At 63.3% G+C, this 19151-nt stretch carries 13 protein-coding genes; 10 read left to right on the top strand and 3 right to left on the bottom strand.

Annotation, left to right across the window (positions count from 1 at the left end; translation table 11 throughout):
* Positions 1 to 29 precede the first annotated feature (29 nt).
* The gene (locus F4V43_RS10395) at positions 30 to 905 is read left to right on the top strand and encodes a hypothetical protein (protein ID WP_191089554.1); all 876 of its coding nucleotides are present in this window, start codon (positions 30 to 32) and stop codon (positions 903 to 905) included.
* Between the two features lie 169 nt (positions 906 to 1074).
* Here the strand turns inward: F4V43_RS10395 and F4V43_RS10390 are convergent, their stop codons facing one another.
* On the bottom strand, positions 1075 to 1566 hold the full coding sequence (locus F4V43_RS10390) for a hypothetical protein (RefSeq protein WP_150458184.1): 492 nt from the start codon (positions 1564 to 1566) through the stop codon (positions 1075 to 1077).
* Positions 1567 to 1725: 159 nt separating this feature from the next.
* Between F4V43_RS10390 and F4V43_RS10385 the strand changes: the two genes are divergently transcribed.
* Positions 1726 to 2118 (top strand): DUF1648 domain-containing protein, encoded by a 393-nt coding sequence (locus F4V43_RS10385; protein WP_150458183.1) that lies wholly within the window; start codon positions 1726 to 1728, stop codon positions 2116 to 2118.
* Between the two features lie 27 nt (positions 2119 to 2145).
* Positions 2146 to 3150 carry a Gfo/Idh/MocA family protein gene (locus F4V43_RS10380; RefSeq protein ID WP_150458182.1) on the top strand — a complete coding sequence of 335 codons (1005 nt, stop codon included), beginning with the start codon at positions 2146 to 2148 and terminating at the stop codon, positions 3148 to 3150.
* A gap of 215 nt (positions 3151 to 3365) precedes the next feature.
* Here F4V43_RS10380 and F4V43_RS10375 read toward each other — a convergent pair whose 3' ends face one another.
* Both F4V43_RS10375 and F4V43_RS19715 read right to left on the bottom strand, forming a co-directional pair.
* Positions 3366 to 4295, bottom strand: a complete 930-nt coding sequence (locus tag F4V43_RS10375; RefSeq protein WP_150458181.1) for a hypothetical protein — start codon at positions 4293 to 4295, stop codon at positions 3366 to 3368.
* Complete coding sequence (locus F4V43_RS19715) at positions 4292 to 4441, bottom strand: hypothetical protein (RefSeq protein WP_191089553.1); 150 nt, start codon at positions 4439 to 4441, stop codon at positions 4292 to 4294. Before F4V43_RS19715 ends, F4V43_RS10375 begins: the two co-directional genes overlap by 4 nt.
* 253 nt (positions 4442 to 4694) lie before the next feature.
* Between F4V43_RS19715 and F4V43_RS10370 the strand changes: the two genes are divergently transcribed.
* The 7 genes from F4V43_RS10370 to F4V43_RS10340 all read left to right on the top strand — a co-directional run bounded on the left by F4V43_RS10370 (position 4695) and on the right by F4V43_RS10340 (position 19106).
* Positions 4695 to 6521, top strand: coding sequence for a vWA domain-containing protein (locus F4V43_RS10370; RefSeq protein ID WP_150458180.1), 1827 nt, complete (start codon positions 4695 to 4697; stop codon positions 6519 to 6521).
* A gap of 31 nt (positions 6522 to 6552) precedes the next feature.
* Entirely contained in the window at positions 6553 to 9942 is a 3390-nt protein-coding gene (locus tag F4V43_RS10365; protein WP_150458179.1) for a tubulin-like doman-containing protein, read from the top strand.
* 1 nt (position 9943) lies between these two features.
* Complete coding sequence (locus F4V43_RS10360; protein ID WP_150458178.1) at positions 9944 to 12373, top strand: transcription initiation factor TFIID; 2430 nt, start codon at positions 9944 to 9946, stop codon at positions 12371 to 12373.
* Between the two features lie 100 nt (positions 12374 to 12473).
* On the top strand, positions 12474 to 13742 hold the full coding sequence (locus F4V43_RS10355) for a vWA domain-containing protein (RefSeq protein ID WP_150458177.1): 1269 nt from the start codon (positions 12474 to 12476) through the stop codon (positions 13740 to 13742).
* A 27-nt stretch (positions 13743 to 13769) separates the two neighbouring features.
* Positions 13770 to 14399 (top strand): beta-mannanase, encoded by a 630-nt coding sequence (locus tag F4V43_RS10350; RefSeq protein ID WP_150458176.1) that lies wholly within the window; start codon positions 13770 to 13772, stop codon positions 14397 to 14399.
* A gap of 250 nt (positions 14400 to 14649) precedes the next feature.
* Positions 14650 to 15912, top strand: a complete 1263-nt coding sequence (locus F4V43_RS10345) for a hypothetical protein (protein WP_150458175.1) — start codon at positions 14650 to 14652, stop codon at positions 15910 to 15912.
* Positions 15909 to 19106 carry a hypothetical protein gene (locus tag F4V43_RS10340; protein WP_150458174.1) on the top strand — a complete coding sequence of 1066 codons (3198 nt, stop codon included), beginning with the start codon at positions 15909 to 15911 and terminating at the stop codon, positions 19104 to 19106. Before F4V43_RS10345 ends, F4V43_RS10340 begins: the two co-directional genes overlap by 4 nt.
* The last annotated feature ends 45 nt before the right edge of the window (positions 19107 to 19151 follow it).

The following is a 19151-nucleotide window of genomic DNA, read 5'->3' as shown; positions in this document are numbered from 1 at the left end:
GGGGTTCAACTGCGAAAGGGGAAATGACCATGACCGCCCAATTGATCTTGATTGAAGGGCTGCCCGGTTCGGGCAAAACGACCACCGCCGCCTTCGTGCATGAGACGCTGACACAGATGGGCTTGAGTTCCCGGCTGTATGCGGAAGGGGACTTGAATCATCCCGCCGATTACGACGGGGTGTCCGGCTTCACCGAAGCGGAATACGCCGCCTGGAAGAAGGCCTATAACCCGCCGGAAGAGGAAATCGAAGACCGGCTTGTCCGGCAGGACGGCCATTATCTGCTGGAATACCGCCGAATCCGGGAAGAGCGCGCAGGGGCGGGCGAGGGAGGCAGCGGGCAGGAAGCGGAGAACGCCTGGCTTCAAGCCGCACAGAAATATGATATCTATGAGCTTCCGCTTGCGCGCAACCGGGAGCTGATCGCCGCCAAATGGAGAAGATTCGCGGAGACGGCCCGCAGGGAATCCGGAGTGTACGTGTTCGAATGCTGCTTCATTCAGAATCCGGTTACCGTGGGGATGATTAAGTACGGGGCGGCGGATGCGGAGACGCAGGCCTATGTGGCGGAGCTGGCTTCGCTGATCGAACCTCTGAAGCCGATGCTGATCTACGTGGAGCAGGAGGATCTGAATTTCTCATTCCGCAAGGCGGTAGCGGACCGGCCGAGGGAATGGTCGGAAGGCTTCATGGCGTATTACACCGGCCAGGGGTACGGGCTGCGCCGGGGACTCCGGGGGCTGGAAGGGACCGTGCAGGTGCTGGAAGCCCGCCGAGCCCTGGAGCGGAAGATCCTGGGTCAACTGAACATGCCGGTCCATACCGTGAATAATTCCGCTTACGATCCGCATGCTCACAGGGAGGAGCTGACCGGTCTGCTGCGCCGGCATTTCCGCCAGGCTTGAGGCCGGTGAGATACCGCGAAGCCGCGAAAGCGGGAGGACGCGGACGAATAAGCATATAGACTAGGATGCAAAAGAGCCGAGCGCCGATACCCTTCCGGGTGCCGGCGCTCGGCCTTTTGTGATCTCCGGTAGGCCGGAGTGAAGCGGAAGCGGCCCGCTCGCGGCTATTCTACTCCGGCTTCTCCGTGAAGCCTTCCTCCGCGAGATACTCCTCGGCCTCGGCGCGCGTCTCGAACGCCATGTCGAGATTGGGACCGGAGTAGAGATACCAGAGCCCTTCTTCGGCTTTCAGTTCCAGGACGCTGCCGTCCGCGTCCAGCCAGACCGAATTGTTCTTGGCTTTCTTCGGCTTGCGGGGGGCGGAGGTGCCGGCGTCAGCCGGCGCCTGGGACAAGGAAGCGATGGAGGCCTCCACCAGCTCGCGCAGCTCGGCTTCTTCAAATTCGCGGATGTTGACGAGACCCTTGGCGTCCGTCTCGCGGCCGCGCAGAAGGCCGGCATAGACATAGCCGTTGCCGTTCGGATGCAGATGGTAGGCGACGGTTTTTTTGTCATGAAGACTGGTCTCCAGACTGTAATTTACCCGGCCGAGCGAGACGTCTCTGCGCGTCAGTTCGGGATAGGAATCCAGAATGCGAAGCTTCTGTTCAAAAGTGAGCATGATTAATAACCTCCGGTTCGTTCGGTCGTTCGTTTCATTATAACATGACGGCGCACCGGACGCTGAAACGATGGTATAATGACAAGGTATGGATAAGAAAGGCCTTACATTCGGAGCGCCGCGCATACGGGAGAAGTACAGCTTGCGAGAGACAGGGCGATGACGGTGAGGCCGAATGGAACCGACGAAGGAGCGCTGACCGTGGCCCGGACCAAACGATGGATAATCGCAAGCGTGCTGATTGGAATCATCCCTTTTGCCGTATATCTTCTGCTCTACCCGCGAATGCCCGATATGGTTCCGATTCATTATGACGGAGGAGGCGCGGCGGACCGGTTCGTCCCGAAGACCAGTTGGGAGCTGCTGCTGCTGGCAGGGCTTGGCGAACTCGGGCTGCTGTTCATGCTGGGTCTGCGCCAGATGCTCGGCAGTGCGGCGTCCTTCGGCGACATGTTGCCGAAGACCCGTGCCGCCCTATGGAATGTGTCCAGCGCCGTCGTTGTTCTGCTCTTCTCGGGTATCGGGATTTCCGCGCTGGCGGCAATGGTGTAAATTCACGAAGGGAGCAATTGACCAACGATGCCTAATGAAGCTGACAAGAAGGTTCCCCTGCGTTGGGGGATTATCAGTACGGGAGTAATCGCCGACAAGTTTGTGCGCGATCTGGCCTACAGCCGGGAGGGGGCTGCCTTTGCAGTCGGTTCGCGGAGTCCGGAGGGCGCGGAACAATTTGCCGGCAAGCACGGCATTCCGAGGGCCTACGGCAGCTACGAGGAACTGGTAGCCGATCCCGAGGTAGAGGCCGTCTACATCGGAACGCCGCATCCTTTTCATAAAGAGAACGCCATGCTGGCGCTGCGCGCGGGCAAAGCGGTGCTCTGCGAGAAGCCGTTCACGCTTAACCGCAGCGAACTGGAGGAGGTCGTCGCCTGTGCCCGGGAACACGGCGTGTTCCTGATGGAAGCGATGTGGAGCCGGTTCATTCCGGCTATGGTGCAGGTCAGGGAATGGATTGCCGCCGGAAAGATCGGCGAAGTGAAGCTGGTCAAGGCAGAGCTTGGCTTCCGGTCCGACTGGAATCCGCAGGGGCGGCTCTTGAACCGGGAGCTTGGCGGAGGCGCGCTGCTGGATGTCGGGATTTATCCGGTCGCTCTGGCATCCATGATTCTGGGTCCGTCCCCGAAGGACGTGCAGAGCGCGGTACACATCGGTGAGACGGGCGTCGACGAGCAGTTCTCGCTGCTGCTGGGCTATGAAGGCGGCAAGGCGGCCCAGCTGGCCGGCGCCATCCGGCTCGGCATGGCCAACGATGTGCACATCTACGGGACAGAAGGCCGTATCTATATCCCGCTGACCCCGGTTAATCCGTATGCGGCCGAGCTGTACGCGGGAGACGAGAGAGTCGAGCGGTTCGAGGACGACCGCGTCTGCGAGGGCTATGTGCTGGAGGCCGACGAAGTGGCCCGCTGCCTTCGGGCAGGTCTGAAGGAGAGCCCGGTGATGCCGCTGGATGAATCCTTGGAGATCATGGGGCTGCTGGATCGTGTACGCAAGCAGTGGGGGCTTGTCTACCCGGGCGAATAACGCCTGGCTTCTAAGCAGTACCCATATGGATAAACGTCCAAAAACCAGCGTTCCTTCCTTGGCGGAGGGAACGCTGGTTTTTTGGGTCTTGGGCCCCGGTTATCCGGACTGCCCGGCGGCGCCGCAGCGCAGAGTGCAGGGAAGGGGACGCCCGGCGGCGTCCAATAACCGAACCCTTGCCGCGCCTATCCCGGCAGGGCCAATGGCAGGGGCCATCAATGAGACCGTGCCTCCGGGATGCCCCGGTTCCCGGCGATGTCCCGGACAATGGCGTCCAGTCCGTTCCAGGCTTCCCGGGGGTCGGCCTGCACCAGCCGGAGCAGGCGGAGGAACCGGTCGCTTGGAAGACCGTCGGCATAACGGCCGATGAAGCCGGAGTACAGCAGGCAGTAGCGCTTCATCCGGACGGCGGCGGCAGCGACGGCGGTCAGAATGGCCGGGCCCTCCTTCATTTCCAGAATCTGCGCTTCATGAAGCTGGCAGTAGCGGAGCGTCCGGTCTTTGATAAGCTCCGGCTTCAGCTTCGCGACTTCGCCGATGTACTCGGCGAGCAGCGGCTCGAAGTCCCGCAGAATCAGGGACTCCATCTCCAGATCCATGTCCTTGCGGAGCTGGAAGCCGTGCAGCAGCGCAACGCGCTGGCGGGAGACCCGGTCGCCCCGGAGCAGCACGGAGACCTCCCGCAGCTTTTCATAGGCAAGCACATCGTCTTCACGCAGCACCGATACCGCCTCCTGGCGGTCGCCCTCCAGCCCTTCCCGGATGAGGCCGATATCCCGGCGGAACAGCTCGTCCAGCGAGCGGATGTCTTCGGTCAGGCGGGCGCGGAGCTGCAGCCAGGACAGCAGTACGGTCAGCAGCAGGCCGGCTGCAAGGGCGATGAACCGCTGCGATCCGTCGGCAGCGAAATAGACGGCCGCAGCGGACAGGATGAGCACGGCTGCGAGCCGGACCGTGCGCCGCTTGGAAGCCAGGGAGGCTGCCTTGGCTTCCACCGGAAGAAGCGACGCTCTGCCGCAGGCCGGACAGCGCTCCCCGGCGAGAGCCGTATAGCGGGAACAGCGCGTACAGACGCGAAGCGCGTCGAACGAATAGCGGGGATAGCGGAACGGGCGCAGCACGACGGGTCTCTTGGCAGTCTTCATGACGGTCGGTTCCCCCCGTTCAGCGAAGCGAGCAGCCGCTCGTCGATCTCTTCCCGGCTGACGGGCTTGCGGCGGCGCAATAGCAGCAGAATGGCCTGGATCGCCGTATAGAGAAACGCAAGTCCCAATATTGCGTATGTAATCATAATTTGGTCCTTTCCTTACCGGGCCGCGGACTTCAGCTTCCTTTAATGTACATCCGCTACAATGGCAGCAGAGCCGCCGGCGTTCGATGCGCCGGCCGCTGTCAAGGCGCTCCTGCCGCCTTGTCCGGCCTGGCCTCGGTTGAAGTTTGAAGGGTTTAATTATATCATAATGGCAGGCTGTTTACAGATTTTAGCTGCCCCGACCAGCGGGCGCTCGCCTGGCCGAACACCTAATGATTAGAGGAGTTGTGCCATGTTTCGACATTTGACGATTGATAACATCCGAACCCGGATTTCCGCTGCGTTCCTGAGCGTGCTGCTCCTGCTCGCGCTTGTCTGCGAGCCGTCCGCCGCGCATGCGGCAGCCGCTTCGGCCAAGACGCCGGCAGGGGCGGCGTCTCGGATCGACGCCGTGCTGCTGCTGGACGTCAGCAATTCCATGAAGACGAGCGATCCCGGCGGAATCGCCGCGGAGGCCATGAAGCTGTTCGTCGATATGCTGTCCGTGCAGGGGGACAAAGTCGGCATCGTGGCCTATACCGATAAGGTACAGCGCGAGAAGGCGCTGATGGAAGTGAAGTCCGCTTCCGACAAGCAGGATCTGAAAGATTTCATCGACGGCCTGGACCGCGGGGCCTATACCGATATCGCCGTCGGCGTCGAGGAAGCGGTGAAAGTGCTGCAGAACGGCAGCGACGCTTCGCATGAGCCGATGATCGTTATGCTCGCCGACGGCAACAACGATTTCAACGAAGCGACCGGCCGGACAGAGAGCGAGTCTGACCGGGAACTGGCCGACGCCGTAGCGGCGGCCAAGAAGAACGGCTATCCGATCTATACCATCGGGCTGAACGCCGACGGGAAGCTGAACAAGGCCAAGCTGGCGCAGCTCTCGCAGGACAGCGGCGGCAAGGCGTTCGCGACGAATACGGCGGATGATCTGCCGGAGATTCTGAGCGAAATTTTTGCCGACCATCTGAAGCTGAAGGTCGTGCCGGTGCAGTCGCTGACGGCGAACGGAGACTACCAGGATGTGACGGTATCCGTGCCGAACGCAAGCGTGCTGGAAGCCAATATTTCCATTATCTCGGATCAACCGGTCACCGCGAAGCTGACCGATCCCAAGGGAAAGGACGTCGCCATCCCTTCAAGCGGCGTGCTGCTCTCCAAATCCAAGACCTACAGTCTCATCAAGCTCCAGTCCCCTCAGGAGGGAGATTGGAAGCTCTCGGTCAAGGGCGTGCCGAAGGACAAGATCGACATTAATCTGATCTTCAATTACGATCTGACGCTGGCTGTCGATTCGCCGGCTCCGGGAGTGTACAAGAAGGGCGACAAGCTCGATATCTCCGCCCATCTGATGAGCAGCGGCTCACAGGTGAAGGAAGCGGGGCTCTATGCCGGAATGAAGGCGGTCCTTCTGGCGACGGATCTGGACACCGGCAAGACCGAGAAGCTTCCGCTCGACAATACGCAGGGCGTCTTCAAGGGAACCTTCCAGGTCCAAGCAAGCCATAACTACGAGCTGAAGGTCCGGGCCGAAGAGAGCAGCTTCTACCGGGAGAGCCCCGCCGTCAAGATCAACGCAGGCGGCCAAGCGGTCCCGGCGGCCTCTCCGGCCGGCGGAGCGGGCAGCGGCAGCGAGTCCGGCAGCGGCCATACGCTCCGCAATATCCTGATCGCGCTGGGAGCGCTGGCGGTGCTGGCCGCTGCGGCCGCCGCGTGGCTGTTCTACAAGAAGGCGAACCGCGGCTTCGTCGGCCAGATGGTCGTCGAAGTGGTAGACGGCAACACCGGCGAGAAGACGTACCCGCAGTACAAGAAGCTGAGCGGGTTCCGCGGCAAGTTCACGCTGCATCAGCTTCTCCAGCTCGCCCCGGAGCTGAAAGAGACGGAGAACCTGGTGTTCCGTCCGGGGACCGGCGACCGGATCGTGCTGAAGGGCGGGCCGGATACCGCAGTCGAGAAATCGGGCCGGGCGGTCGATACCGTCCGGGGGCTGGAACTGAAGAGCGGCGACCGCATTGCCGTGCAGCTGCATACCGTGGACAAGAGCATTTTGCTGGAATATTTGAAGTAAGAGACGCACGAACGAGAGGAGAACACCACTTATGAAACCGGTCGTTAGAGAGCATATCCAGCAGTTGGACGTATCGCTCGGAGGAGGTATCGTCAGCGACAAAATCCGGGTCGATACCATCGACAACCCGATTCTGATCATCGGCCTCGGGGGTACGGGCATCGACGCCCTGCTGCGGCTGAAATATCAGATCAACCGGCGGTTCAAGCTGCCGGAGGACCCGATTACGAAGAAGAAGCGGGACAAACCGGACAATGTGGAATTCTTAGCTTTTGAGACGAACGAGCAGGACCGCGGCAAGCGCTACCGGGGCGTCGGCCTCGATTCCCAGAACGAATTCGTGCTGCTGGCCAACGCCGAGATCGGCGGCCTGCTGCAGAACCGCAGCATTCTCGATCCCTATATTACGGAATGGCTCTCGCCCGAGCTCAGCATCACCGACGGGATGAACGGCGCCGCCGGCGTCCGCCAGGCGGGACGGCTGCTGCTGTTCACGAAGATCAACCAGGTCGTCGGCGCCATCGACAAGAAGATCAAGACGCTGTCGGTTGGCACGAACAAGAAGCTGATGGTCTTCCTGCTGACGGGCCTATCGGGCGGTACGGGCAGCGGAACGTTCCTCGACATCGCCTACATCGTCCGGGGCCTGATTGAACGGGACTACGGTTCGGCGGGCATCGACCGGGTCAACACGCTCGGCTATCTGTTCACGCCCGACGTCAACCTGGCCAATAAAAGTCTGAGCGAACACACGCGCGAGTATGTCCGCAAGAACGGCTATGCCGCGCTCAAGGAACTGGATTACTGGATGAACGTGGACAGCCGGGGCGAACGCTTCCGCCAGCAGTACGGCAACATCCTGACGGTCAATTCGCCGCTGCCGCCGTTCAATCTCTGCCACCTGATCTCGGCGACGAACACCGAGGGCAAGCTGCTGGAGAACGCCTATGACTACTGCATGAACGTGACGGCCGAGAACATTACGAACTTCATGGCGAGCGAAGAGAAGCAGTCGGGCGAGGAGTTCGCGATTCACGACTATATCAGCAATATCCGGACGAACATCGCGCAGATGAACAAGTCCTATCCGGCCAACTATGAATACAACATCATCGGGGCGTCTTCCGCCGTGCTGCCGATTGAGGAAATGACGACCTATCTGGCTTACCGGCTGTTCGACAAGATGGACAAAATGTTCCATCAGGCTCCCGGCCAGGAGGATGTGGAGAAGACCGCCCGCAAGCTCGGCATCGACCTCGACACCATGGTCAAGACCTTCGAGTCCCGGGTGCCGGAGCCGCTGCCGGGCTTCGAGAACAGCGAGCGGCTGAGCCACGCCAACGTCATCAAGAACCAGGTCGTCGATATGGATACCGAACTGGAGCAGGGCTTCCTGGCCCGCGCCCGGGAGGAGTACATCAAGACCCGCAAGCAGCTTCCCGGCGAGATTGTGGCCAAATTCGGCGAAGAGATGGAGCGGACGTTCCTTCATCCCGAGCAGGGCCCCTTCTATGTCTCCCGGCTGATCTATACCGAAAAAGGCTTCTGTCTCCTGAAGCTGATCCAGTCCTATGTTGAGACGCTGCGCGAAGGACTGCTGCGCCTGCCGCGCGACATCGAGGCGGCCCGGGATGCGGCCGACGACAAGCTGGGCGACGCGCGGAGCGCTTTTGTCTCCAAGGAGAAGAAGAAGAACGCCTATATCGAAGCCAAGATCAACGAATACTGGCTGCACGCCGATGTCGAGCGGACCGAGCGGATGATCGAGTTCTACGAAGACCTGTTCGAGCTGCTGAATGAAGAGAACAGCCGAATCTACGGCGTATTTACGGAGATTCTGAACGCGCTGAGCGCAATCTTCGAGAAGAACGGCGACATTCTGACGAGCGGCGAGGAGCAGACCGACCATAAGGGGAACAAGACGTACTACTGGAACATTGTCAGCGTACCCGACATTGCCGGGACGATCTCGAAGCTGATGGACCAAAAGGACGGCGACGACCTGATCCGCGACTTCTCGCGCGAAATGCTGCGCCATTCCAGCCGCTGGGTGCAGGAGCAGGATATCGACATCGTCGCTTCGATCTCGGAGTTCCTGAGCGACAAGTTCGGCGATCTCATCACCCGCTCCATGGAAGACTTCCTGGTTATGAAGTTCGGCAAGGACGAGCCGCTCGACAAGCTGGTGGAGCGGACGATAGCCGGCAAGCTGGATGATGAAGCCGTGCCGGTGTTCCACCTGAGCAACAGCTCGGGCAGCCTGCATTTTCCGTCCTGGGGCTTCGTCTCGGTGCCGGTCAAGGCGCCGGGCATCCTGAAGGGAATCAAAGCGTATCAGGACAATGCGCTCGGGAAGTCGCATTTTACGATCAAGGAGAGCGAAGTCAAGAACCGGATCTTCTGGCTCAACACGCGCAACGGAGTGCCGCTGTTCGTCTATACGCCGCTGAAGGTCTACGAAGAGAACTACGAGCGTACGATTCTCGATAAGGAAGGCATCGGACGCCATTTGGTCATGACGGAGAGGGAGAACTGGACCTACCTGCCGTCGCCGATTCCGGAGCAATCCTGGGGCGATACGTACAGCAACTTCCGCGTCAAGGCGTACAATTCCGGCGTCCGCGCCGACTTTGACCGGGCGCTGGAGCTGGGCGTCATCGCCGAGAAGAGCGCGGCGGAACAGACGAGCAGCCGCTATTCGGTCATTCTGACGGGGCCGCTTGATGTGGAGGCGGTGCTTCGGGCGTTCGATCTGCGGCTGGATTCCGGCCGCCCGAACCTCGGTGAAGTGAGAAAGGCGGCCGACGAGCTGAAGCGCCTGCGGGACGGCGGACTCGTGCGGGAAGGCGCCCGGGATATCTTCGGCAGCGTAACCCGCGAGCTGGCGCGGGAGAATCTGATCCGCACACCGCTGCTGATCGCCCGTGTCCGGGAGGAGCTGGCGAAGTACGACGCGCTCGCGGCCAAATCGGCGGAGCTGGAGTCGCTTCTGGGCCGCCACCGGGACGAAGAGAAGTGGCTGGATCAGTTCCTCGAGGCGCTCTACACCGATACGATCGCGAAGAAAGGCGCGCTGTTCGTCTACGACAAGGATGAGGACGAAGAGAGCTGGGAGCCGTTCGCCAACCTGATGAAGGAACGCAACTATGTGGAATACGCGGTGTACCGCCACTATCGCAGCCTGGACGAGAAGAGCCGGGCGGCGCTGCAGCGCAAAGCCGCGAAGCGCGCGGCCGAAATGACGGCTTCCGAGGACGTGGCGCCGCTGCTCTACCGATTGGAGAATCTGTACGTCACCTTCCTGGAAGCGCGCGACTCGCTGGAGTATGAACGTGCGGAGCATGCCGACGGAGACGAGATGTACGCGTTCTACCAGACGATGACCGGCAAGCTAAGCGCGATCCGCAAAAGGCTGAAATAAGATGGGCCGCGCGATGCTTGAGCAGTTCGCGGACGGCTATGCGCTCCGGGAGGAGGCGCAGCAGGGCAGCGGCGACGGCCGCACCAGCATTCATTACCCGGCGCTCTTCCTGTTCCTCGGAGCCCGGTGCGAGCCGGCGATCTCGCCGGTCGTGCAGAGCTGCCGCCGCAAATGGGATAATGCCGGCGGCGTGCTGGCGCTGCATGCCGCGCCGGAGGAGGCCTCCGATGCGGGAGAGCCGTCCCCGGGAGCAGCCCCGAAGCCGGGGCTGCCGGACCTGGCCGTCCGGAAGATGGCGCTCCCCGCTGTGGGGGGCAGAGACCCCCGAACGGTCCGCCGGGACGTCTGGCGGGCGTTTCAGGAGCAATCCGCTTATCTCGCCGGGATGAACACCGCGCTGCGGCGGATCAGCAATGAAATTGCGGATTACGGACGTCTCTATTCGTCGTTCGATGTGATTCATCTGTCGATCGTGACGATGGTCGACGATCCCGCGAACATTCTGCTGCCCCAGATTGCGCTGCTGGCGCGCACCGTGCTGGCCCAGTCGTTCAAGTCGGTGCGAACCGACCTGTTCGTCCTGATCTCCGAGCGGGAGCAGGCGGAGCATTTCGGCTATGCCAGCTCCGCCGGACTCGCCTTTCTGCGGGAGCTGGACGGCATGCAGGCGTCAGACTATGCCCTGACCGCACCGCTGCTGGTGACGGAGGATGGGCTGTCGATTCCGGTCAGCCACGGCCCGGCGCCGCTGTTCGATCTGGTCTACTGCCTGTCCGACAAGAATGAGCGGGGCATTGTCTCGCCCCGCGGCATGGAAGACAACTACGAGATGATCTCGCATATCAGCCTGCTGAAGAATGCCGTGCGTCCGGCGGGCGGAGGCGCTTCGGCCGGACACGGCCCGGGCGGCTACGGCGGACAGGGCGGCTATAACAACGCCGCCTTCAAGAGCGGCATCCGCGGGGTATCGGGCCGGGAGACCTACGCTTCGGCGGGCTTCGCCGAGGTGACCCGGCCGAACCGGCAGATCGCCTTGGCCGTGCTGTATCATCTGCTTCGCCTGCTGGCCGGTCAGCTTCGGCAGAGCAGCGGCCTCAGCCCGCGGGAGCGGCTCGGGCTGATGGGAATGGACGAGGCGAGCCTCCGGGAGCGGGCCCGAAGGCTGCTGCCGGAGCCGGAAGAGCTGGCCGAGATGAACGGCCTGATGGCGCATACGCAGCCGTCCTTTGCAGAGCTGCGGCGGCTGTCGCTCCGGGAGGCGGAGGAGCTGCTGTTCGGCGAGGGCGCGGAGAGCTATTTCCGCGCGAACTTCGAGGCTCCGGCCGGACGAAGGCTGGAGGAAGCCGATCCGGAGCGCGAGCTGCTGCGTTCGCTGGCGGCGATGCCCGCGCCGCCGAACTTCATGCAGCTGGCCCGCTGGACCGCCGACCGCGACGAGGCCGGAAGCGTGCGGCACAGTCTCCGCCAGCATATGGCCGGGCTGCGCTCGGCGATAGCGACCGCGCGGGAGGAGCTGGCCGGGCTGTATGCAGCGGAAGTCGGCCGCCTGCCGATTCCGCGCGTGCCTCTGCTGGATAAGCGGACGGTCCGCAACGCCGTCCGCTATCTGTTCGAGGAAGCGTATGGCCGCAGATACGGCATTCTTCGCCTGGAGACCGAGCTTGCGCTCTGCCGCAGGCTGGAGGATGCGCTGGACCGGCTGAATGCGGAGAACGGCCGCCGGGCGCGGCTGATGGAAGAGCTGGAAGAGGAACTGAGAGCTGCCGCGATGGAAGCCATCGGCAGGAACGACTCCGATACGGGCCGCAACATTATGGAGTACTACGCGGGCGTGACGGAGCAGGTCTTGGCGGAGGCCGAATCCAGACGCGGACCCGGCGTGTGGTTCACGGAACGGATGCTGGGCGATCCCGCGGCTCTGCTGGACCGGGGCGGCGAGGCTTTCCTCCGGGAGCTGGTCGCGCTGTGTGAACGGGAGGTGCTGGCATCGCCGGCTTTTGGACTGCCGTTCGAGGAAGAATTGCTGCGGCGGGCCAATGTCGCGGCGGCGTACGAGAACCGGGAGGTACTGCCGAAGGAAGAATTGTTCCGTCGGCTGTACCGGAATCTGGAGGAGGGAGCAGCGGTCAATGTCCGCCTGCTCCAGTACACCCAGGAGCACCGGCACGAGGAGAAGTATTTCTTCGGGGATTCGGGCTCCGAGTTCCTGCGCTATGCGCTGGCCCAGGGAGAGACGACCCGCAATTACCGGGTCGGCTTCGTCCATGAGGAACGCCGCAGCGGGGTCTCCAAGCTGAACCTGATGGGCGGCTTCCATCTGGAGGATCTGCTCTATTACCGCAACGGCCGGATCTATTATGAGACGTACCTTCAGAACGGATACGAATTGCATGCGGATGAGAGCGGGGACCTGCCGCCGCTGCGCGGGTAAGGCGGGCGGCGAAGAATGCGGGCAGCGGCACAGTCCGGCCGGCCCGCGCACAACAAGAGCGGACTCTCGGTCCGCTCGATGGGGGAAAGGATGTTGAAGCATGCAGCGTAAAATCAATGCACTCCTGCTGTTGTTCAGCCTTGCCGGAGGCGCGGCGGCTTTTGCCGCAGGCGAGCTGCTGCTTGGCGCGAAGCTGGAGGAATGGCCGCCGATACTCGTCGTCGGCCTCTATTTTGCCCTGGTCGCGCTGGGCGTCGGAGCCGGTTGTCTGCTGGCGGAAATGATATCGCCGAGACTGAACGGCGCGTCCTGGCGGCAGCGTTACCTGGGACTGTCGTGGAAGCTGCTGCCGCTGGCCGTCGCGCTGCTGCTGGGAGTCGGTTCCCTGACGGAATTCATCTATGAGCTGAATTTCGGAGGCTCGAAGCCCGTGAAGGATATTGTGCTGGTGATCGACGACTCCGGCAGCATGTCCCAGAGCGACCCGTCCAACCGCCGCTACGAAGCGGCGCGGGAGCTGATCGCCTCGATGGACGGCGACAACCGGGTCGCCGTCGTCTCGTTCAGCGACGAGGCGGCTGTAGCCCAGCCGCTGATCCGGCTGAAGGGAAACAACCGGGAACGGGTGCTGGCGGCGATAGGCGGCCTGTCCACGACCGACGGAGGAACCAATCTGCGCGGCGCTCTTGCGGAGGCGATGAACGTCATTACCGGCGCTTCCGGCAAGGAGCGGGGCGCGATGGTCATCCTGCTCTCGGACGGGGTCAGCTCGCTTGATCTGGAGAGCGATCTGGCCGCATACCGGGAGCGGGAGGTTGCGGTCAATACGATCGGCCTTGCGCTGACGGAAGCCTCCGGTACGAGCCTGCTCCGGGATATGGCTGCGTCTACCGGCGGCGCGTACTACGATGTGGAGGACGCGGAACGGCTGGGAGCCGTATTCCGGGAAATCTATGACCGGCTCGGCGACCGCACGCTGCTGACGGAGCGCACGGACGACACGGCGGACAGCCCGTATTATGCGGCGGTGCGAGTTCTTGCGCTGCTGCTGGCAGGAACGGCGCTCGGCATCGGTCTGGGCATCATCTTCGACAACCGCTATCTGGCGCGGAGCTTCGGCACCGGCGGAGCGGTGTCCGGCCTGCTGGCCGGACTGACGCTGGAATTCGGCCTCGGAAGCAACGGCTTCCTGAACGGCGTAATCCGGCTGATCGCCGTGCTGCTGCTCGCAGGAGTGATGGCGCTGTTCACGGCGGTCATCCCCATCGGCGAGGGACGGATGGTCCGGCGCGGAAGACGGGACCCGGTTCCGCAGGGTCCGTCTTCCGGCTACCGCCGGCCGGGCGGCCGGAGCAGCAAAGGATTTTGACCCCGTACAGCAGGGAGGAACGACAGCATGGAATTTATTGAACCGGGAGAAGGACGGCCGGCGGTCTCCGATCTGAAGGCCAGCGTCGAAGACCGGGTCTGCACGCTCCGCTGGCACTGGCCGGAAGGCGCCCAGGCGGTCTGCATCGCCAAAATGCCGGAGGGTGCCGGGCCGGAAGAGGCGCCGGGCGGCTTCAAGCTCTACACCCGCGAAGAATACAAGGCCGCCGGCGGGTACCGCGACCGGATGGAGGAGATCGGACCGGTCCGCTACGCGGTCTACGTCCGGCTCTCCGATGAGGAAGGAACGCGGCTGGTCCGCCGCCCGGACGGCGGGGACCAGGTGACGGTCGGCGCGGGCAAAGCCCGCATCGGCTACTCGGTTCATCGCAGACGCGGGCTGCTGCGCAAGTCGGGAACGGCGCAGATTACAGTCACGGCCGAGACGCCCGTCGATAAGGATGTGCTGTGCTACGTCAAGAAGCGGGGCGGATACCCGCAGGACAAGGAAGACGGCATTCGCTACCCGTTCGTCCGTGATTTCGCCCCCGGCGTGAACGCGCTGCCCCCGATCGAAATCGGGCCGGATGATTATATCCGGCTGTTCTTTACCGACGGCCCGCGCCAGGCCCGTTACTACGAGCTGGTGCCGGAGTAGAAGACACAGACCGAAAGACCGGATACCGAAAGACCGGATGCCCAGAGATCCGGATGCCAGAGATCCGGATACCGAATGACCGGACGCCCGGAACCGCAGCGCGCTGTATCCCGAGGGATGCAGGTCCTGCGCTGCGGCCGGGCCCGGCGGGACGGCGGCCGGGAGTCTGGCGCACAGCGTTGAGAACTCCCGGCGCGGTCCGGCCGCGGGGACAAGCGGTCCCGCCGACTGTTTTGGAGGAGGAGAATTCATGTCATTTTTCAGCCGATTCTTGAAGAAGAACCAGCCGCAGCCGCGGCCGCTGTTCTACGATATTGTCTGTCCGTACTGCTTTGCCAAATTTGGGCCGGATGAAGTGGTCTTCCGCGCGGCGCACAGCCGGGAGGACGACGAGAACTACGCGCCTTCGGAGGATGCGGTGCTCAACCGCTACCGGGAGCGTTTTGGCCTGGACGGGGTGGATGATCTGGAAGCGATTCTGGACCCCGCCGATATCCCCGAGGAGCACCGCCATTACAGCGACCATGTGCTGACGGGACTGACCGACCGCTACGGGGTGCTGACCCGGCGGCGGCTGTGCCCGCACTGCCACAACGAGCTCCCGGTGACCGCCGGCAAGGTGCCGAGCAACATCATTTCGATTATCGGCGCGTCGCAGGTCGGCAAATCCGTCTATATGACCTCCCTGATCCATACGCTCCAGCATACGACGGCCGGACATTTCGACGCAGCCTGCATGCCGCTGAACGCCGAGATCAGCCGCAAGTTCCGGTCGCTCTACGAAGATCCGCTGTTCGAGCGGGGCGATCTGCTGGCTTCGACGCAGAAGGAGAAGATGCAGGAGCCGTTCATCTTCCAGTTCGTATTCAAGGACGAGAGCAAGCCTCCGCTGACGCTGGTCTTCTTCGATGTGGCCGGCGAGGGCATGGTGGATCAGGATTACCTGGGCCTGCACGGCCAGCATATCAAGAACTCGGCGGGCATTCTGTTCATGGTCGATCCGCTGCAGATCCGTTCCATCCGCGAGAAGATCCGGATCAATCTCGGTGATCATCCGGGCGCGTTCGTCTCCCAGTACGATGAACCTCGCGACGTGGTCCTGACCATGTTCGGCGACTTCATCGCCTACCAGGAGAAGAGCCGGACGGAGATTCCGACCGCCATCGTGCTGGCGAAGAGCGACATGCTCCATTCCCTGAAGGACGAGGACGGCGACTATATCAAGGCGAACAGCAATGTATTCAATAATTACGTGCACCGGGGGACGCTGAATCTCGGCGAGGTGGACAACATCGACGGCGAAATCCGGCGGTTCATCGGCAAGGTGGACCGGCCGTTCAAGGATACGATGGACGTGTATTTTGCCAATACGGCCTATTTCGCGGTGTCGGCCCTCGGCAGCAACCCGGTCGGCCAGCGCATAGAGGGCGTCGTCAGCCCGATCCGGGTCGATGAGCCGTTCCTCTGGCTGCTCTATAAGCTGAATTTCATTGAGGGGAGCGACCGCGCGTGATCGATTCGGGCATTCTGCAGCAGATGTACACCCGCGAGCGGCGCGGCGTGTTCCGCACGACCGAAGGCTTCGATACGGTGGCCAAGTCGGACAAGCTGGACGGCAATTTTGTCAAAAAAGTGCTGCATCCCTTCTGTCTCTACGACGCCCCGGCGGAGCTCTCCGCAGCGGGAGAGAAGGAGGAATCGAAGTATCCGGCGGCGGTCCATCTGTTCCATACGGACAGCGGAGAGACGGTGATCGGCCGCAGCCTCTACAAGGCCGCGGATTTCACGGGGCTGCGCAGCGCATTCTTCACGCATAACTATATCGTTCCGGCCCTCCGGTCCGAGGATATTGTAACGGAGTACGGCGCGTGGCTGCATGCGGACTTCGCCGAGCGTTACGAAGGCGAACCGGGCGGAACGCTGCCTGAGCTGCCGGCAGTGCCGTCTTCCCGCGGAAGGGCGGCTCTCTCCGCAGCGGAGCTGGCCAAGCTCGGCATTGACCGGGCTACCTTTCAGGCGCTGCTGCAGGCGGCGATGAACGCCGTCTCCGGCAAGAAGAAGATGTATGTGACCCTGGACGTTCCGGTCGGAGAACTGCCGAACCGGGCGGCGGATGTGACCGAGCTGCTGATGTCGGCGCTCCCGCAGGAGTTCCGCCGCCGGCTGGGCGTGCTGACCTATGCCAGTGAACCGCAGAGCCGCAAATACATTCATCTGACCTTTGTCGAGAGCGGCAGCCTGCGTCCGGGAGACCGGAATATCGAGAAGGATTACGGGTTCGATCTGGCAGGCGGCCGGACCTGGAACGCGGACTTCGGAGATGGCCCGCAGCCGTATGCCGAGCTCATCTGGGAGCTGCTTCAGCGGAACCGGGAAGAGGCCGAAGCGTTCGCGGACTGGGCGGACCGGCTGCTGCGCGGCGAGAAGGCCGAACGGCGTCTGTCGGTATCCGCCTATAATGAACTGGCCGTCTATTACCGGCTTGCGGGGGGAGAGGAGGCGCTCTACGAGCAGGACCGCGGAGCTGTGCTGAACAGCCTGCTGGACTGGCTGCCGGACGCCGCGTCCGTGGAAGCCAGAGCGCCGCTGCATGATCTGCTGCTGGGGCTTCTGGACCGGGAGTATGCCGCGGTGCGGAGCAAGAGCATGCCGCTGCCCGCCGTTATGGGCGCTTACCGGCGCCATTTCGGCCTGGAGGGGCACAGCAACCGGGGCCGGGCGGTCGATTATTTCATCCATGGTCTGCTGAATGCCGAAATTGCGGGGCGCACCGATCTGCTGGAGGAAGGCTACCGGCTGGTCGAGAGCGACGGCGAGCTCGCCGCCGCCTTCTTCCGGCGGGTGCTGGCGATGCCGGACTTCACCCGCCTGCTGTTCCAGCCGTATATGGAGCGCCGCCTGACGGAGGCCTCCGGCGCGGGTGAGGTAATGGCGTTCGCCGTCCATTGGGGACGCTTCATGCCGGAGGCGGCCCGGCTTCAAGCCTTCCGGGGCGCTGTCCTGGACTTTCTGATCGAGAAGCTGCAGACGGAGGAGGACCCGGTCCGCGCCGTCGCCGATATGCATGACGAGGCCGAGAAGGCGGAGAAGGCGCGGCGGCGGGGGGGCTATCCGGCGGAAGCGCTGGCGTTTCAGCAGGAGCTGCTCACGGCGTCCGACCGCTATCTGCTGCATTGCCTGACGCTGGAGACGCTGACGCCGGATCAGCTGCTCGACATTCCGTTCGTCCGCTATCCGGCGGACATGACGGAGTGGAAGCCGGCGCTGAGCCACCACGACCGCTCCAAGGCCAAGGTACTGCGGGCGGCTTACCGGTGGTTCGGGGAAGAGGAGCCGGACGAGCATATCTTCGACGGACTGACGCCCAAGGAGCTGGATGAGGTCCAGCTCCTTGGCCGCCGGTGGCTGCAGGAGTCGCCCGGAGCGGAGCCCTTTGCGCTGCTGCCGCTGGCGTATTACCACAGCCGGGCCGACCGTGAAGGAGGCCAGCTGGAATATGCGGCGCTGCTCGCCGAGGTGCGGCGCAAGTCCGGCGGCAGCCGGGAGACGATGTACCGGTTCCTGGAATGGTCGCAGGACCGGCCGCTCTTCCTGAAGGAGCCGGGCCGGCTGGAGCCGGGCTACCGGCAGGCGATTGTGAAAGACTTGGTGACCCATGACCGGGAAGCCTTCAAGTCGCGCGAGTTCCGCAAAAACCATGAAGCCGCCGCCGGGCCCGCTCTGCTCAAAGCCTATGCGGAGGCCCGCAGCCGTCTGGCGACGCCTGTGGAGCAGTGGGTCCGCCGCTGGCGCCGGCCGCTGCTGATTCTGATTCCGGCGATCCTGGTGCTGGCCGGAGGGATCGCGGCGCTGGCCGGCCTTCTGGGCAAGGACGACCCGAAGACAGCGCCCGCCGGAGAAGCGGGAACCCCGGCTGCGGCGTATATCCTTCCCGCCGATTCGGGGCAAGACGGAGAAGCGGCGCGTCAGGTGCTTCTGACCTTCCGCACCGCCGCTGACTGCGGCTCGTTCACGGCAGGCGGGGAAATTTCGGTGCAGCCAGGCGGCAAGGGCGAGTGGAAGGGACCTTTCCCGCTGACTTCGGCGGTCCACTCCTGCGGGAACGCAGGCGCATCCGCCCGTGCCGATTCTTCCGCCGGGCCGGAGACGGTGCTGAACGAAGGGCAGGAGGCTGGCGCGGAGAGCGCCGCCGCACCGTCGCCTGACGGCGCCAGCCCGGCGCCGGCCGCCGGCACGGATACGGCGGAGAACGCCGGCGGATCGCCGTCGCCCGCTGCGGCAGTCTCGCCGATGCCGTCCGCTTCCCCGGCGCTGCCGGGAGCGGACGCATCTGCGGGCGCAGCCGAAGGAACAGCCGCCCCGGCGTCCGGCCCGGCCGCTGTACAGGCGGTTCCTTTTGTATCCGGCTTGTCGTCCTCCTATCAAGTTCTGCTTGCGTTCAATGCGGCGATAGACCTGAAGCCCGGGGATAAATTCAGTATGGACCTTGCTTCTGAACCGGCGGAAGCTACAGCCTCGCCCCAAGATCCCGGCACCGTGGGAACGATGGTCTACCGCAGCATGACCGGAGAGCTGGAAGGGCTGCCCGCATCGGCGGAGCTGTCCGCCAGCACCGGGCCGGCCGCAGCGCCGGCGGCTTCTCCGGCGGGTTCCCCGAGCCCGGCCGGAACGGCTTCGGCGCCGTCCGCTTCCCCCGCGGGGGAGTAAGCGGGAAGAAGATTTCTATCCGGCAGGGAAATGCCGGGTGTGGAC

It is taken from the genome of Paenibacillus spiritus (assembly GCF_008710135.1).
Lineage (GTDB): Bacteria > Bacillota > Bacilli > Paenibacillales > Paenibacillaceae > Paenibacillus_AQ > Paenibacillus_AQ glufosinatiresistens.
This window is presented reverse-complemented; position numbering and strand designations above follow the sequence as displayed.

Excerpts from the sequence above, each read along its gene's own strand:
- F4V43_RS10395 (WP_191089554.1), top strand. The coding sequence starts at position 30 with ATGACCGCCCAATTGATCTTGATTGAAGGGCTGCCCGGTTCGGGCAAA.
- F4V43_RS10390 (WP_150458184.1), bottom strand. The coding sequence starts at position 1,566 with ATGCTCACTTTTGAACAGAAGCTTCGCATTCTGGATTCCTATCCCGAA.
- F4V43_RS10385 (WP_150458183.1), top strand. The coding sequence starts at position 1,726 with ATGACGGTGAGGCCGAATGGAACCGACGAAGGAGCGCTGACCGTGGCC.
- F4V43_RS10380 (WP_150458182.1), top strand. The coding sequence starts at position 2,146 with ATGCCTAATGAAGCTGACAAGAAGGTTCCCCTGCGTTGGGGGATTATC.
- F4V43_RS10375 (WP_150458181.1), bottom strand. The coding sequence starts at position 4,295 with ATGAAGACTGCCAAGAGACCCGTCGTGCTGCGCCCGTTCCGCTATCCC.
- F4V43_RS19715 (WP_191089553.1), bottom strand. The coding sequence starts at position 4,441 with ATGATTACATACGCAATATTGGGACTTGCGTTTCTCTATACGGCGATC.
- F4V43_RS10370 (WP_150458180.1), top strand. The coding sequence starts at position 4,695 with ATGTTTCGACATTTGACGATTGATAACATCCGAACCCGGATTTCCGCT.
- F4V43_RS10365 (WP_150458179.1), top strand. The coding sequence starts at position 6,553 with ATGAAACCGGTCGTTAGAGAGCATATCCAGCAGTTGGACGTATCGCTC.
- F4V43_RS10360 (WP_150458178.1), top strand. The coding sequence starts at position 9,944 with ATGGGCCGCGCGATGCTTGAGCAGTTCGCGGACGGCTATGCGCTCCGG.
- F4V43_RS10355 (WP_150458177.1), top strand. The coding sequence starts at position 12,474 with ATGCAGCGTAAAATCAATGCACTCCTGCTGTTGTTCAGCCTTGCCGGA.
- F4V43_RS10350 (WP_150458176.1), top strand. The coding sequence starts at position 13,770 with ATGGAATTTATTGAACCGGGAGAAGGACGGCCGGCGGTCTCCGATCTG.
- F4V43_RS10345 (WP_150458175.1), top strand. The coding sequence starts at position 14,650 with ATGTCATTTTTCAGCCGATTCTTGAAGAAGAACCAGCCGCAGCCGCGG.